Origin of the sequence: Tenacibaculum insulae (assembly GCF_964512435.1) — a bacterium.
Taxonomy (GTDB): Bacteria; Bacteroidota; Bacteroidia; order Flavobacteriales; family Flavobacteriaceae; genus Polaribacter; species Polaribacter insulae_A.
Window position 1 is genome coordinate 1,334,515 of sequence record NZ_OZ208512.1, and the last position, 16,863, is coordinate 1,351,377.

Genomic DNA, 16,863 nt, shown 5'->3' on the forward strand with positions numbered 1-16,863 from the left:
TTACCATTTTAAAAACGGCAGTTTACTTAAATTAGAATTGTAATACTTTACAATTCCGGTTACTTCTTTTCCCAGCCAATTAGGTTTGATAAACGTTTCTTGTTCGTTTTCTAACTCTATTTCGGCAACAAGTAAACCGTTGTTTTCGCCTAAAAACTCATCAACTTCATAGGTGTGATTGTTTACTTTTACCAAATACCTAAACTTTTCAATAAATCCATCTTCACACAAATTAAGCAACTCTTTTGCTTCTTCTAAATCAATTTCTTTTTCCCATTCAAAACGAGTAGTTCCACTTTTATTAGAAGCTCCTTTTATAGTTAAAAATCCAGTTTTATCTTTAATTCTAACGCGTACTACTCGGTTTTTATCAGAATTTAAAAACCCTTGTTTTATGTAGTTTTTTTGATGCGCGTTTTGTTTAAAATCATCCGAAGTAATTAAAAATTTACGCTCTATTTCTACCGCCATAATATTTGATTCAAGTTTACGCGAATGTACCATTTTTGTCGTGTTTATTAAACTATCTTTGAAGTCGTTTTATAAGTGTAAAAGGAGTTGAAATGGCAATAATTACTACAAATGCAATCGTATTAAGTAGTTTAAAATACGGAGATACAAGTTTAATTGTAAAGTGTTTTACTTTAGAAGATGGCCTTCGTAGTTACATGATTCGAGGCGTGTTAAAATCGAAAAAGGGGAAGTTAAAAGCGGCTTATTTTCAACCATTAACACAACTAAAAATTGAAGCAAACCATAATAATAAAAACACTTTAAACTCAATAAAAGAAGCTCAGGTTATTAATCCGTACGAGCATATTTACACTTCAATTATTAAACAATCTATTGTACTTTTTTTATCAGAAATTCTTTCTAATATTATTAAAGAGGAAGAAAAAAATGAAGTACTGTATAAGTACATCGAAACGAGTTTAATTTGGTTAGATACGCATGATGATATTGCGAATTTTCATTTGCTTTTTTTATTGAATTTATCGAGGTTTTTAGGGTTTTATCCTGATGTTTCAGAAGTCAATAAAACCGCCTTTAATTTATTAGAAGGCAGGTTTACAGAGGCAACGTATGAAAAACTTTCTCTTACAGGAAGAGAATTAATTCTTTTTAAAAAGCTGTTAGGCATAAATTTTGATGCAATAAGTTCAATTTTATATAACAAAAATGAGCGACAAATAATTTTAAGAAGCATAATTTTATATTTCGAATTACATTTAGAAGGTTTTAAAAAACCAAAATCATTAGATATTTTAGAAACAGTATTTAGTTAACCAATGAAACAAACTATAACCCTATTCTTTTTACTAACAATCACTGCAATTTTTTCGCAAGAGCTTACTATTATTGATGCCGAAACCGGTAAGCCAATAAGTGAAGTTGCAATTTTTAATAAAAATAAAACAACATCAGCAATTAGTACAACTGATGGTAAAGTAGATGTGTCAGACTTTAAAATGTCTGAAATCCTTATTTTTTCACATGTAAGTTATGCTAATTTTCAAGAAAAAAAAGCAACCTTAAAACAAAATAATTATCAGGTTTTTTTATCAAAACATTCCGAGCATTTAGACGAAGTGGTGGTTTCTGTATTTAAAAACAAAGAAAAAGCCAACCGTATTGCAGAACAAATTGCTGTTATGTCATTAAAAGATATTCAAAAAGTATCGCCACAAACTTCTGCCGATTTATTGGCAAGTATTCCAGGAATTAAAGTGCAAAAGTCGCAATTTGGTGGTGGAAGCCCTGTTTTAAGAGGAATGGAGAGTAACCGTGTTTTATTGGTGGTTGATGGTGTGCGAATGAATAATGCAATTTATAGAAAAGGACATTTACAAAACTCGATAACTGTAAATCCGAATTTATTAGATAGAACCGAAGTGGTTTTTGGACCATCATCTGTAATTTACGGATCGGATGCATTAGGTGGAGTAATTCATTATTATACCAAAACGCCTAAATTATCAGAAAAAAATCAAGTAAAAGGAAGTCATTTTTTACGATATAGTTCGGTAAATAATGAACTTACCAATTCTGTTTCTGCAGAGTTACAATTTAAAAATTGGGCATCCCTTACAAGTATTTCGCATAGTAATTTTAACGATTTAAAAATGGGTAAAAACCGTTCTCATGGTTTTAATGATTGGGGGAAAACTTTTTTTTATTCTGATAATTTAAATGGAAATTATAATGAAAATCCAACAGCTAATTCGGATGTGAATTTGCAAAAAAATACAGGCTTTAATCAAACAGATTTTTTACAAAAGTTTTTTATTCCGTTGTCTGAAAAAACCGATTTAAAAGTAAATTTTCAATATTCAACATCATCAGATGTGCCAAGGTTTGATAAATTAAGTGAACTTAAAAGTGGACAATTAAAATTTGCAGAATGGCATTATGGTCCGCAAAAAAGGTTGTTAATTTCTTCGCAATTAGAAATAAATCCGAATAAAAAATGGTTAGATAAAGGAACCATTACTGCCGCTTATCAGAATATAGAAGAAAGCCGTATTCAGCGAAAATTTAATAGTTTAGAAAGATCTTACAGAGAAGAAAATGTACATGTTTTTAGTATTAATGGAGATTTTATGGTTCCGTTGGCAGAAAAACGTGATTTAGGTTACGGTTTTGAAGCTGCTTATAATGATGTAAAATCTAATTCTTATGGTAAAACGTTAAGAATAAATCAGGGAGAAATTGTAGGTTTTGATGCCGATTTTAAAGTGCAATCCCGTTATCCTGACGGCGGAAGTAGTTATTTTAGCTCTGCCGTGTATTTAGATTACCGTCAAGATATATCATCAAAATCAACTTTAAATACAGGTATTCGTTTAACAAACACACAATTAGATGCTACTTGGGTAGACGATACTTTTATAACCCTACCAAGCAACGATATCGATTTAAATAACACAGCTTTAACAGCAACCATTGGTTATGTGTACAAGCCTGTTAAAACATGGCAATTAAACGCGGTGTTGTCATCCGGATTTCGTTCGCCAAATATTGATGATGTAGGAAAAGTAAGGGAGAAAAATGGAGAAGTTACCGTGCCAAATATTACTTTAAAACCTGAGCATGCTTATAATGGGGAAATTGGAGTTCAAAAATATTTTAACAATCGAAAATTTAGAGTTGGCGCTAATGTTTATTATACGTTATTGAATAATTATATTTATCGAGAAAGGTATCAGTTAAACGGTAGTAATACCGTTTTATACGATGGCGAAATGGGAGATATTGTAGCAAATGTAAACAAAGGAACTGCCTATATTACTGGTGCAACGGTAAGTTACCAAGGTAAATTATTTAATAATTGGAATACTTTAGGGTTTTTAACGTACACCAAAGGAAAAGCATACGATACTAATTTACCAATGTCTTCTATTCCGCCATTATTTGGGCGTTTCGAATTAAATTATGCTAAAAATAAGTTTGAAGGCGGTGCAAATTTAGTGTTTAACGCTAAAAAAAATATTACTGATTATAACTTAGATGAAGGTATTGATAATCATAATCAAACACCAATTATTAACGAAAATGCAACAGAAGATGTTAATAAATATTACGGGTCGCCAAGTTGGATGACGGTTGGTTTGTATGCCAAATATATTGTAAACGATAATATATCGGTACAAACTCAATTTACCAATTTGTTTGACGAGCATTATAAAGAATTTGCAAGCGGAATTTCTGCGCCAGGTCGTAATATTTCGGTATCTTTATTAACTAATTTTTAAAAAAAGCTAAATGATACATATATTTAAAATTGTAAGCTGGTTAGAGGGAATTTCTTACATTTTACTACTTTTTATAGCAACACCAATTAAGTATTTACAAGGTAATCCTGAATATGTTAAAATGTTAGGAATGCCTCATGGATTGTTATTTGTAGCTTATATAATTATGGCTATAATGTTAAAGTACGAGCTTAATTGGAAAGGTAAAGATTTTGGTATGGTTTGTTTATTATCAATTTTACCTTTCGGAACTTTTTTTGTTGGTAAGTACTTAAAATAACCAATATTATATTTTATACTTACAATAAAGCTGTAATTTTAATTACAGCTTTATTGTTTTTTAAAGGTGTTTTAAGTTTAAAAACAAACAGAAAAACTAAATATGTTTAATTTTTTTATTTTATTTAAAAAGAGTATTTTTTTTTTTTTTGAGTTTTTATTGAAAAATATAAATCATTAATAACGAGTAGTTAAGGTTGTTTTCTTTAACATTTTTTTAACAAAAAATTAGGGTTAACCCTAATGCGAAATAGGGTTAACCCTTAAAACGTTAACATTTTTTAAATTACAAAGATTTAGTTTTGAGACGTAATAAAATAGTTGATCACTTTTTTATTATTTGCTAGCTAGTAAAAAGAAGAAGGATGTTTATAAATTGCGCGCATTTTTCTTTTTAATTTTTTAACGTTAAAATATCTTATTTGTAAGAAAATAAGATAACAGGTAAGCTTCTATTATTTAAAGAAGCCGTAAAAATTAATTAACAAATTTAAAATTTTTAAAAAATGAAAAAAGTAATTTTAGCAGTAGTAATGGTTTTTGCTACGAGTGGTTTAGTGAATGCGAAAACTTTAGATATTAAAGCAGCCGATTGTACAAAAGATGCCTGGGATTTCGGAACTGAAACAGGTGGAGGTGATGAAGAAGAAGAATACGATAACACTGATGCGTATTTTGAATATTTCTGTAATGATGACGGATCATATAAAGATGAATGGTCCACTATTTTTTAATAAAAATACAAAAAGAGGGAGTATTTCTCCCTCTTACTAAATTAAAAACTCTTATGAATTATAAATTATTATTTATTTTAATTATTTTTTCTTTAAACATAAATGGTCAAGTAAAATCAGGTATAATAACTTATCAAAAAGAAAAATTGAATACTATTTTTACTGAAGATAAGAAAGAAAAACTTGGTATTAAGAAATATACAAAATTTTCAAAAATTGAAAAGACCACAAAAAAAGCTCATAAATTATTAAATTTTTTCCTAAAATTTAATAAACAAAAAAGCTTATTTAAAGTACAAGACTTAATGTATACGCCTAAAGATAAATTTTTAAGATTCTCGATAGGAGCAGAAGGTAAAGGATTATATTATAACTCTTTCACAGAAAGGCTAAGAGAGAGAAATACTTTTGGAGAAATTTTCATTATAAAGTACGAAAGTTTAGAATGGAAGTTGAAAAATGTGTCAAAAAAAATTGGAAACTATATTTGTTATAAAGCAGAGACCATAGAAAAAGTTAAAACTAGAAATGGAATTATAGATTATAAGATAGTAGCATGGTATACACCAGAAATAAATGTGTCATTTGGGCCCATAGGTTTTTCAGGTCTACCGGGTTTAATTCTAGAATTGGAAAGAAATAATGTAAGGTATTTTTCCACTAATATTATTCTGAATCCACAAAAAAAAATAGCGATAAAAAAACCAAATAGAGGTAAGTTGATAACCGAGGAAGAATATAGAGACATGCTTATAAAATCAAGAAAGGACTTTAAAAAACTTTATTAAAAACGCTAAATGAGAATTAAAATAAAAACCAAGTGGAGTAGAAAAAATAAGCGATGAAAAGTATCAAAAATCAATAAGAGAAGCATTTAAAAATTTTAAAAAGGTATTAAAATAAGTATTAGCTTAGTTTGTATGAAAACAATAGCATTAACCTTATTATTTATAACAACAGCACTATTTAGTCAAAAAAACAGTGGTGTTGTTTTGTATAAAGTAGTTTCAAAAAAAGAAGTAAATTATAATCAAATAATTAAAAAAGGAAAGTTAACTTCTTTTTTTAAAGGTAGTGCAGCGTTTGAATTAGTCTTTAAAGAGGATAAATCATGCTATAAAAGAAAGGTTAACTTTAATAAAGAAGGCGAGAGAGAAAAAATTAATTTTTTTGAAATTGTTGGTGGTCGTGATGCTATTTTTTACAATGAAAAAGGAAAAACTATAAAGTCAGTTAATGAATATGATAAAGATTTTTTAGTGACATATCTACCAAAACAATGGCAAATTACGCAAGAGCATAAAAAAATAGGAGGTTATGTATGTTACAAGGCGATTTCTAAAAATAATAGGATAGTATGGTTTACACCTAACATACCTTTAAGTTTTGGCCCCAAAGACCTTAACGGTTTGCCAGGTTTAATTTTAGAAGTAGAAATAGGCAAAATAAGTATTGTAGCATCTGAAATTGTATTTAAAGAAATTTCTGATAAGCAAATTAAAAAACCAACAAAAGGAATGCCTATAACTGAAAAAGAATATTCAAAAAAATTAAGAGAGATAGCCAAGAATATTGGGTTTTAGCAACCTCTGTTTTCATAACTTTTTTTTAAGTTAAAAGTATAAATTCCTATATAAATAATTTATATTTAAATAAACTTGTAATCTTTTAATTATGAATTTGTTTGTTGTATTTAATGATGTAAAGTTTAAAAACAAACAGAAAAACTAAATATGTTTATTTTTTTTATTTTATTTAAAAAGAGCATTTTTTTTTTGAGTTTTCCTTGAAAAATATAAATCATTAATAACGAGTAGTTAAGGTTGTTTTATTTAACATTTTTTTAACAAAAAATTAGGGTTAACCCTAATGCGAAATAGGGTTAACCCTTAAAACGTTAACATTTTTTAAATTACTAAGATTTAGTTTTGAGATGTAATAAAATAGTTGATCACTTTTTATTATTTGCTAGCTAGTAAAAAGAAGAAGGATGTTTATAAATTGCGCGCATTTTTCTTTTTAAATTTTTAACGTTAAAATATCTTATTTGTAAGAAAATAACAGGTAAGCTTCTTTTATATAAAGAAGCCGTAAAAATTAATTAACAAACTTAAAATTTTTAAAAAATGAAAAAAGTAATTTTAGCAGTAGCAATGGTATTTGCTACGAGTGGTTTAGTGAATGCGAATACTAATAATTATTCGGAGTTACCACCATCTAAATTTGACGAATGTGATGATTTCGCAACTTTTGCAGGTTATTATCTTGAATTGAGTTATGAAGAGGAGCATGAATGGTTTACTTGGTGTATGGAAAACTAATTTAATATAAAATAATAACAAGTTTATCTATTATAGATAAACTTGTTTTAAATATCATAACAATGAAAAAAATAATAACAATGATTTTATGTGTGATTATTTACCAATCTTCTTTTTCACAAGTACATAGAATTATTTATGCTGCTGAGTATAGTTTTCCGAATATGGAAAAAACATCAAAAGAAGTGTCTAGTAGATTTAAAGAGAAAATAAAATTATTAAAAAAAAACAATGATAATTTATCTTGTTTTTTAGATTTTGACAAGAATATGTCAGTTTTTTATGTTGATAATAAAATGAATTCCGAAGCAAAAAAAAAAGGAATATAACAGAGATAAAAGTTGGTAAAGGAACGTTTTTTACAGATAATATAAAATCAGAAATAATAAACCATAAGAATTCTTTTGGAAGTGATTTTGAAGTTGTTTATCCACAGAGTAAATGGAGTATATCTCAACAAACCAAAAAGATAGGAAAGTTTATTTGTTATAAAGCAACAACAAAGGTAGTGCAAAAAGGTAGGTGGGGTGAAAAAACGATACCTGTAATTGCTTGGTTTACTACAGGTTTACCGTATAGGTTTGGACCAAAACAATATTCAGGTTTACCTGGAGTAATTCTTGAGTTAACAGAAGGGAGTTTAACTTTTTATGCTCAAAAAATAAAACTGAATCAAATTTCTTTGAAATTAAAAGAAAGAAAAGGTGGGGGGCAAAGGGTAACTAAAAAAGAATTTGATGATATTGGCAAAAAAGCTTTTGAAAACAGGTAACATTATTTACTAAAACAGTAAACTATGAAAAAACACTTCCTATTATTTTTATGTATTGTATTTACAACAATACTATCAGCGCAAAACACTTTACAAGGTAAGGTGTTTTACACTATTTCATTCAAGTCATTTACTAAGCAACAAGTAGATTCGATATTAGAAAAAGGAAATAGACCAAGATCAACACATTCAACGATAAGAAAAATGTTGATGAATAATGAAAAAGCTACTGGTGTTTTAGCGTTTTCTAAAAACGAATCTTTATACCAAGCTGAAAAAAAGATGAAGAATGGAGCCAAGAAAAATAAAGGTTTAAGTATGGCATCGATGATAGCTGGAGGTAATACGATATACTATACAAACAGTACTGAAAAAGATTATTATAAACAGCTTAATTATGCAGAACCTTTACGTGTAGATTTATTGCCAATTAAATGGACAATAACTCAAGAAACAAAAAAGATAGGTGATTACTTATGTTTTAAAGCAATTGCAGTTAAAAAAGTAAGAGAAGGTAAACCACTTCTAAAAATAACTGCATGGTTTACACCAACCATACCTGTAAGCTTTGGCCCTATTGATTATTTTGGTTTGCCAGGGTTAATTTTAGAAGTTTCATATAATAGAATAAATATAAAAGCAACAAAAATTGTTTTAAATCCTAAAGAGAAAATTGTTATAAAAAAACCTACGAAAGGAAAACGAATGACGAATGCAGCGTATGAAGAAATGAGTAAAAATTTCTTTAAAGATTTAGAAAGAAAAAGATAGAAAAAATGCTAAAAAGAGTTGTATTTCCGTTACTAGTTTTTATTGCTAGTAGTTTTTGTAGTGCGCAAACTGTGGTATTTAAAGGTACTGTAAAAGATAGTTTACAAAATCCGTTATCGTATGCCAATATTATAGCAAAGCCCAAAGATGTTACTAAAAACATGAGTTTTGCTATTACAGACGAGCAAGGTCGTTATAAATTAGAACTAACTAAAAATAATACATACACCATAAGTATAAGTTATTTGGGTTATGAAAAAGTTGAGCTTGAGATAGCACCAACAGAAAATAGTACCAAAAACTTTGTACTAAAAGAAGCTAAAAATCAGTTAGATGAAGTGGTTATTGAGCTTCCCGTAACGGTAAAACAAGATACCATTATTTACAATACGGATAAGTTTGTAAATGGTAGCGAACGTAAGCTTAAAAATGTACTTAAAAAACTACCAGGTGTTGAGGTTGATAAAAACGGAGGTGTAACGGTACAAGGAAAAAAAGTAACCAAGTTATTGGTAGATGGTAAAAAGTTTTTTGGTGGAGGTACTAAATTAGGGGTAGAAAATATTCCTGCGGATGCGGTTGATAAAGTTGAGGTAATTGACAATTACAATGAAGTTGCTTTTTTAAAAAATGTATCAGATTCTGATGAAATGGCAATGAATATTAAATTAAAAGAAGATAAAAAACGTTTTCTTTTTGGTGATGTTGAAGCCGGTAAGGGTAACGAAAATTTTTACAAAACCAATGCAAACTTATTTTATTATTCGCCAAAAACCAATGTAAATTTTATTGGTAACTTAAATAATATTGGCGAAAAAACTTTTACGTTTAAAGATTATATGAATTTTCAGGGTGGTGTTAACGCCGTTTTTAATGGTAATTTTAATTATCGAGGTGGCGATTTTTCACAGTTTTTAGAAAACAAAGATGTTTTGCAAAGTGTACAGCGTTTTGGTGCTTTAAATATTACAAAAACGGTAGCTAGTAAGTTAGATATTTCTGGGTATGCCATTTTTTCTCATAATAATACCCAAAGTTTTAACGAGGCAACCAATCAATACACTACTTTTTTAGAAGAAAAGGAAAGTAAAACATCTTCAAAAAATATATTAGCCATTGGTAAGTTTAATATTGAGTATGCTCCCAATAATAAAGAGCAATGGTATGTAAGAACACAGGTTAAAAAATCGGCTGTAGAAAGAGGTAATTTAACCACTACGGCTATAAATAATCAACTAGATAATATCAATACAAATAAAGAAAACGATATTTGGTATGTAAATCAGAATATAGAATGGCATAAAGATCAGTCTGAAAAACATACGTTTTCATCAACAGCAAATTATACGTTTGATAAAAATAACCCAACTACTTTTTGGAATGCTTCACAATCGTTTTTAGATAGAATTAAACCAATTATTCAGCCTTTAGATGTTAATCAAGCTTCTTTAAGAATTAACCAATTAAACAAAAACGAAAAACATTATTTGCATACGGTTTTTAAAGATTTTTGGGTGTTAAATAGTGATAATCATATTTATACAACGATTGGAAATACACATCAGCAAGAAAAATTTATCAGTAATGATTTTCAATTGTTGGATGATGGTACCGAAAACGACTTTTCATCAAACGGATTTAACAATACCACGGTTTTAAAACACAACGATTTTTTTGCAGGTGTACATTATAAATTCAGAACCGGAATATTTACTTTTAAACAAGGTGCGTATGCGCATAATTATAATTGGCGCGTAAACCAATCAACATCAATCAAAAAAAATAAATGGGTGGTTTTGCCAGATTTTTTAATGAAGATAGAGTTTAATAAATCAAAGAAAATTCAACTGAATTATAATTTAAAAACTAATTTTTCAAACGCTTCTAAATTGGCAAGTCGCTTTTATTTACAATCCTATAACTCTGTATTTAAAGGAAACCCTAATTTAGAAAACGAGCTGTATCATTCGGCACGTATTCGTTACAGTCGTTTTAGTTTGTATCGCGGATTAATGTTGTTTGCAAACGCGAATTACACCAAAAGAGTAAAAGGATTTAGAAGTGCTGTGAATTTTGATGGTGTCAATCGTTTTTTAACCATTGATATGTTAGACAATCCGAATGAAAGTTGGAGTGTTAGAGGTTCATTACGAAAGAAAATTAAAAAAATTAGATATAATTTAGAGGGTAATTATAACGCTTCTAATTTTAAACAAAGCATCAATAATAGTTTTGTGACTAATAAAAGCAACGATTACGGTTTTGATGTTGGTATTGAAACCTTGTTTGAAAACTTTCCGACAATCAATTTAGGCTTTAGAAAAAGTATCGGTAAATATACTTTAAGTAATTCAACTTCTAAATTTGTAACTAACGAACCGTATGTAAATATAGATTACGACTTTTTAGACGGATTTGTTTTTAATTTTGATTACACGCATTATAATTATCAAAATAAAGCCCAAAATATTGATAATAAATACAACGTTGCAAATGCAGTTTTATCGTATCAAAAAGAAGATAGCCCCTGGATGTTTAAATTAACGACTCAGAATTTATTCGATACGACTTTTAAACAAAGCAACAGTTTTTCTGATTATTTAATAACCGATTCTAAAACCTATGTTATGCCAAGAGTTGTATTATTTAGTGTTGGGTATAAATTGTAAAACATACAATTATCCACCGCTTACTGGCGGAATAATAGCAACTACATCATTTTCTTTAATAACAGTTTCGTCATTCGCATAACTTTCGTTAATAGCAATGGCATACGAACTCATTTGTTTTAACTTTGGATGTTGTGTTACAAGTAAATTTTTAAAAGAAGCAATATTGGTAGTAACAGGAAGTTCTACTATTAAAGAAGAATTTCCTGTTAAATCTGTAGCAATACCAAAAAGTAATACAGTTATTTTCACACGAGTATTTTTTTGATTAATTTTTTTGATAAGGTAAAATTACAATTTAATTCCGAATAGCACTCGGTTTTCATTGTTTCCATTAAAATTAGATCTGGCAAAATCTACACGTAAAAATCGCCATTTACCAATACCGATATTATCTAACCCAACTGCAAATTCGGTATACGGTTTGTTACCCGCTGTAAACAATCCTTTGGCACCGGTAACTAAATGAAAATTCAATTTATTTAACAACGGAATTTTGCTTAATAAAGCTCCTTTAAAATTGTATTCTCCATGCAATTCTCCGTATTTATCATTGGTACTTAATTGATAATATGGCAACATGTAAAAATTGTTTAAATAATCATCTTTCGGGGCAACTAATAAGCGATTTCCATTAAAATGAACATAATCTATAAACGAGATATCTTTTTGTTCTAAAAACAATCCTCCTTGCGCTTTGTATTTAAATTCTCCCCAGTTACCAAAAGCTATTTTTTGTTTTAATTGAGTGTAAATAATATCTGAACTTAATTGCGTATTACTAGCACCAAAATTTTTGTTATAACCAATAAATAATGATGGATATTTATTGTTACGCACATTATATTTTCCATTAGGATATGATACGTATTTTTGACCAAAATTAATAGCTGTTCCTAATCTAAACGACCACATTTTGTGAGGTGTAAATGATGATGTAAAATTTGCAGGATCTTGCGGATTGTTTGAGGTATAATTAATATCATCTTGCGGAAACATTACATAATCAGTTGTGTTAAATAGCGGCTTTCTATCCGCGTATTCTAAAGAAGTAAACAGGTGAATTCCGTTTTTTATCTCTTGAGAAAAAGAAATTTTAGCAAATGATTTTTCATAAATTTTAAGGTAATTTCGTTCAAATAAAACAGAGCTAATCGTATTCCAAAGTTTAGAAATAGGTTGTTTTTCGTTAAACTGAGTCGTTGTAACTCCACCAGAAATATTTAAAATAGGTTTAGTTGTATTGTTCCATTTATAAGAAAAATACCCAGTTGGTCTTAATTTTTTATCCGAAAGGCCATAATTAAATTTTGTTCCAATATTAAATCGTTCCCCTTTTTTGTTTACAGATTTATAATACTGCAATCCTACTGACGAGTTCCAACCTTGTACGGTATTAAAATTTAAATATTCAATAGGCGAAGAAAAACTAAGGCCCCATTTTTTATACGTATTGTCATAAGAATATCCGGTAACAATATCTAAAAGGCCAAATTTATTTTGTTTGGTATCTACAGAGTCTAAATATTTTTTAGATTTTCTAATAGTTTTAATACTGTCTTTTAGTTTGTAATCGGCAACCTCTTCGGTTGTTAAAGTTACAGGTCTAATTTTTGTCCAGTATAAAGAATCTTTTTCGGTGGCATTTTTAGCAAACGACAATATCTCGTTTCCAAAAGTTTTATCGGTAAAGTTGGGTAAAAAATTATAGTTTGTATAAGCAGCAGAAAAGCGTCCATTAAAATTAAATCCAAACATACCCGCTTTAAAATCTATCGTTTGGGTTATTAGAACCCATGCATTATTTTTAGGCGAAAAATTATAGTTTTGTTTTAACTGTAACGAATCTATCATTGGCATGCTTATTTGTGCGCCAGTTATATTAATATCGGCACCATAAATAGCCCAATCATCTTCAACAATATAAATAAAACCACTAAAAACACGATCGTTTTTTCGTTTAGGAAGTAATTTTATTTTGCTAATTAACCTCCCGTTTTTATCATAAAAAGTACCAGCTAATTTATAGTTGTAATAACTAAAAGCGCTGTTTGCAATTGGCGAAATCATTTCGGCATCCGCTAAATTAAATGAGTTTTCATATAAATTAAAATCTACTTCATCAGCCTGATTAAAACTAATGCCATTATCTTCTCCACTAACTTTTGATGCGATAATATATTCTTTAAATTTTTTTGGTTTTTTTTGATATGAAATACTTGATATAGTTTCAGATAAATATACAATTCCGGTTCTGGTAGAATCTAATCCGCCACCCATATCACCAATATCTTGTCCTAAAAATTTTTTAGGTAAGTTTTTTACTTTAAATAATCCGCGTGAATAAAAATCAGCTGTATACTGTGCAAATTTATCGGTGTTTTTATTTTTGTTCGCAATAACTTTTCTAATAATTTTATTGGCTACATTTTCATTTGATGAAATTAAAACTTCATCTAAAGTAACTTCTTCTTCAAAAAGAACAATGTTTACATTAACAGGAAAAGAAGAAATATCAACCGTTTTTTTTACGGTTTTATATCCTAAAATTTGATATACAATAGTATGTTTTCCTTTTTTAGTAAAAGTTAACTCATAATTTCCACTATCGTTTGTAGTTGTACCTGTTATTGAGTTTTCTAAATAAATACTAACAAATGAAAGTGGTTTATTTTTATTATTCGTTACTGTTCCTTTTATTTGAGAAAATAAAAAAGGTGTAGTTATTAAAAGTAAAAGCGTTGTAATTTTTTTCATCATTAATTTTTTAGGTAAACTTATAAGAAGACTTTGCAAATGTGTGTTTAAATAATGTTAAACAACTTACAAAGTCTTCTTAAAAGATAGACTTGAAAAACAACAAAAAGGTTGCTCATGTATTTAAAAATCTTTCTAATTTACTTTAGAGATTTATTTAATAAGATGTACGAAAGTTTGAAATAAGTGCAGTTTAATTTCCTCCTTTTTTCTTCTTTTTACCAAACAAACCTTTTAAAGCATTTGTTACTTTTTTAGCTTTATCTTCTTGTTTTGTTGCTGATGTTTTGGTAGTATCTTTCTTTTTAGTACCTAATAAATTACCTAAAGTATTATTTATTAATTTATCTTTTTGTTGTTGAATTAATTTTTGACTCAACTTTGTAACCGAAGATGATAAATCTGTTTTTACAGACGGATTTGCCATGTTTCCAGTAATATTTGCGGTAATAGGCACAGTAACATTTTGTTCTTTTGCACTTAGTTTAGATAATAAACCTTGTACATCTTTTCCTAAATATTTTGCAGGTACATCTAAGGTAATATTGTAGTTCATATTCTGATCAAAACTATGACTACCACCTATATTAATGCCAATATCTTTATAATTTAACTTAAAAGGTTTTACAGAAACCTCTCCATTATTAAAAGATAAATGCGTTTTAATATCCGATAAATCTATTTTACTTAAATCAATAAATGATAATTTATCGTTTAATAAACTTAATGATTTTGTGCTTTTAGGATCAATTTTTGTAGTTAACAATTCGGCTAAAGCTTTCCCAGAAAGTGATGCTAAATTAGGAGTAAAATCTTTGGTTAAATTCCCTGATAAATTAATGTCTGAATTCAGTTTTCCATTCATGGCACCTATAATAGGACTAATTGATTTTAATAAATCTAAACCGTTAAAAGATTGCGCTATGTCAAACGATTTTAAACCTAAATCCATATTAAAAGAAGGTGTTTTTTGCTGTGTGTTTACCTCTCCGTTTAAGGTAATTTTACCCTTAAAAACACTAGCGTTTACGTTTTGTAAAATTGCTTTTTCATCTTTTAATAAAAGTTTTCCTTTTACATTCTTTAATGTTAAATTATCGTAATGCACAGTTTTTACATCAGCTAAAACAGCGCAATCTAAAAATGCAGGAATTTTTAAAGACTCGGTTGCAACTTCTTGATTATTTGTGTTTTCTGTTGAAGTTTCATCTGTGTTTTCTTGCATAAAATCACTCACATAAAAAGCGTTTGATTTTACATTTAAATTTCCTTGTAATTTTTTATTTGATAATAAAAAACCTAATACATTTTTTAAGGTTCCGCTAGCATTTAAATCACTTTTACCTGTTTTAGCATCAAATTTAGTTAGTGATATTAAACTCGGTTTAAAATCAATTTCAGTGTTTTTAATATGTAATGTATTTACAATGTCTTTAGATGAAAAAACAAAGTCAGTCACACTTATTTTACCATTGTTTTTAATACGATTTAATTGATTGTTCTTAATCGCATTTAAATCAAACTGAGTGCTTAAATCAGCTTTTAAAATACCACTTAATTCGTTTTTTAAATCGATAGGGTAAGCTTGATTTATTTTACCAAGGTTTAAGGCTCCTTTTATAGTGGCGTTTATTTTTGGGTTGGTGGTTATATTGTTAACACTCGCTGTGCTCGAAAAAGTATCTTCATCAATTTTAAAAGATAAATTTGTAAGATTTACAACGGTATTTTTAAGCTTACCTGTTGTGTTTTTTACTTGTGCATTAATATTAATGTTTTCTACACTTTTAGGTAAATCTGGGTATTTAAATGAGGCGTTTTTAGACTGTACAACAATATCTAATTTAGGAATATGTGTTTCATCTAATATTCCATTAACTTTACCGTTTACGCTAAAATTACCGTTTGTTGTAACGTTTGCAATACTTTTTGTGTATGTTTCTGGTATTAATCCTAAAAAGTTTTTAAAATCTGATGAAGGTGTATTAAAATTGATGTTAATTTCTTGATTAGAGTCGTTTAATTGAACATATCCATCAAAAATTAAAGGTAACTTGTTTAGTTTTAATTCATTTTTTAAGAAAGAAAATTTATTGTTGATTAAATCCATTCCTAAAATAGCATCGAGTTGTAATTTTTGATTTTTTGCATACGACGTTCCATCCAAAGAAAAAGAAATAGCTGTGGTGGTTTCCGTTTTTAATTCAGTGTTTGACTGTGAAAAATCACCACTTCCATTATGATTAAAATCAGAAAGTTCTAAAGACATTTTTCCTTTAGCATCAGTGTATTTTATTACAGAATTGGTAATTGCATAAGATTTAATTGACAATCCGAAATTAGAAGGCTCGTTGGTAGTGGCTTCTGTTTTGGTATCAGAAGGAATAGTAATATTGTAATTTGCATCTCCTTTTTCGTTTACAAGTACATTTACCAAGGCATTATCAATAGTAAATGATTGAATACTTAATTGCTCAGACGCGCTTTTAAATAAATCTGTAAGTTTTAATTTTAAGCTAATATTTTTTGCAAAAACGAGTGTATCTCCTTTAAAAGGAGCATTATTTATAACTGTTACATTTGATAATTGAACTGATGCATTCGGAAAATTTTTAATTAAACTTAACGATGCTTCATTAAAATCAACTTGTGCATTTAAGTTGTTGTTAATGGTAGTTTTAACAAGGTTAACAATCTTGTCTTGAAATAAAAAAGGTATACTAATTAGAAGGATAAAAAAAGCAAGCAGTATTCCTAAAAGTATTTTATAAATCTTTTTCATAAGTAGTGGTATCTCAATTTAAAGGA

General features: G+C 28.2%; 15 protein-coding genes. 11 read left to right on the top strand and 4 right to left on the bottom strand.

Annotation, left to right across the window (positions count from 1 at the left end; all coding sequences use genetic code 11):
• Window positions 1–504, bottom strand: coding sequence for a CYTH domain-containing protein (locus ACN5J5_RS06190; protein ID WP_418646437.1), 504 nt, complete (start codon window positions 502–504; stop codon window positions 1–3).
• Window positions 505–563: 59 nt separating this feature from the next.
• Between ACN5J5_RS06190 and recO the strand changes: the two genes are divergently transcribed.
• The 11 genes from recO to ACN5J5_RS06245 all read left to right on the top strand — a co-directional run bounded on the left by recO (window position 564) and on the right by ACN5J5_RS06245 (window position 11,298).
• The gene (gene recO / locus ACN5J5_RS06195) at window positions 564–1,286 is read left to right on the top strand and encodes a DNA repair protein RecO (protein WP_418646438.1); all 723 of its coding nucleotides are present in this window, start codon (window positions 564–566) and stop codon (window positions 1,284–1,286) included.
• Window positions 1,287–1,289: 3 nt separating this feature from the next.
• On the top strand, window positions 1,290–3,752 hold the full coding sequence (locus ACN5J5_RS06200) for a TonB-dependent receptor (RefSeq protein WP_418646439.1): 2,463 nt from the start codon (window positions 1,290–1,292) through the stop codon (window positions 3,750–3,752).
• A gap of 10 nt (window positions 3,753–3,762) precedes the next feature.
• Window positions 3,763–4,032 (top strand): DUF3817 domain-containing protein, encoded by a 270-nt coding sequence (locus ACN5J5_RS06205; protein WP_418646440.1) that lies wholly within the window; start codon window positions 3,763–3,765, stop codon window positions 4,030–4,032.
• A 505-nt stretch (window positions 4,033–4,537) separates the two neighbouring features.
• Window positions 4,538–4,765, top strand: coding sequence for a hypothetical protein (locus ACN5J5_RS06210; protein ID WP_418646441.1), 228 nt, complete (start codon window positions 4,538–4,540; stop codon window positions 4,763–4,765).
• Window positions 4,766–4,818: 53 nt separating this feature from the next.
• On the top strand, window positions 4,819–5,553 hold the full coding sequence (locus ACN5J5_RS06215) for a GLPGLI family protein (protein ID WP_418646442.1): 735 nt from the start codon (window positions 4,819–4,821) through the stop codon (window positions 5,551–5,553).
• A 132-nt stretch (window positions 5,554–5,685) separates the two neighbouring features.
• Complete coding sequence (locus ACN5J5_RS06220; RefSeq protein WP_418646443.1) at window positions 5,686–6,348, top strand: GLPGLI family protein; 663 nt, start codon at window positions 5,686–5,688, stop codon at window positions 6,346–6,348.
• 543 nt (window positions 6,349–6,891) lie between these two features.
• Window positions 6,892–7,086, top strand: coding sequence for a hypothetical protein (locus ACN5J5_RS06225; protein ID WP_418646444.1), 195 nt, complete (start codon window positions 6,892–6,894; stop codon window positions 7,084–7,086).
• A gap of 62 nt (window positions 7,087–7,148) precedes the next feature.
• A complete protein-coding gene (locus ACN5J5_RS06230; protein WP_418646445.1) occupies window positions 7,149–7,415 on the top strand; it encodes a hypothetical protein in 267 nt (88 codons plus the stop codon).
• A gap of 41 nt (window positions 7,416–7,456) precedes the next feature.
• Complete coding sequence (locus ACN5J5_RS06235) at window positions 7,457–7,858, top strand: GLPGLI family protein (RefSeq protein ID WP_418646533.1); 402 nt, start codon at window positions 7,457–7,459, stop codon at window positions 7,856–7,858.
• Window positions 7,859–7,882: 24 nt separating this feature from the next.
• Window positions 7,883–8,629 carry a GLPGLI family protein gene (locus ACN5J5_RS06240; protein WP_418646446.1) on the top strand — a complete coding sequence of 249 codons (747 nt, stop codon included), beginning with the start codon at window positions 7,883–7,885 and terminating at the stop codon, window positions 8,627–8,629.
• 5 nt (window positions 8,630–8,634) lie between these two features.
• Complete coding sequence (locus ACN5J5_RS06245) at window positions 8,635–11,298, top strand: carboxypeptidase-like regulatory domain-containing protein (protein ID WP_418646447.1); 2,664 nt, start codon at window positions 8,635–8,637, stop codon at window positions 11,296–11,298.
• Window positions 11,299–11,307: 9 nt separating this feature from the next.
• On the opposite strand, the gene ACN5J5_RS06250 is transcribed toward ACN5J5_RS06245, so the two are convergent.
• The 3 genes from ACN5J5_RS06250 to ACN5J5_RS06260 form a co-directional block, all read right to left on the bottom strand.
• Window positions 11,308–11,550 (bottom strand): MoaD/ThiS family protein, encoded by a 243-nt coding sequence (locus ACN5J5_RS06250; RefSeq protein ID WP_418646448.1) that lies wholly within the window; start codon window positions 11,548–11,550, stop codon window positions 11,308–11,310.
• A 39-nt stretch (window positions 11,551–11,589) separates the two neighbouring features.
• On the bottom strand, window positions 11,590–14,055 hold the full coding sequence (locus ACN5J5_RS06255; protein ID WP_418646449.1) for a DUF5686 and carboxypeptidase regulatory-like domain-containing protein: 2,466 nt from the start codon (window positions 14,053–14,055) through the stop codon (window positions 11,590–11,592).
• Window positions 14,056–14,248: 193 nt separating this feature from the next.
• On the bottom strand, window positions 14,249–16,837 hold the full coding sequence (locus ACN5J5_RS06260) for an AsmA-like C-terminal region-containing protein (protein ID WP_418646450.1): 2,589 nt from the start codon (window positions 16,835–16,837) through the stop codon (window positions 14,249–14,251).
• Window positions 16,838–16,863 lie beyond the last annotated feature (26 nt).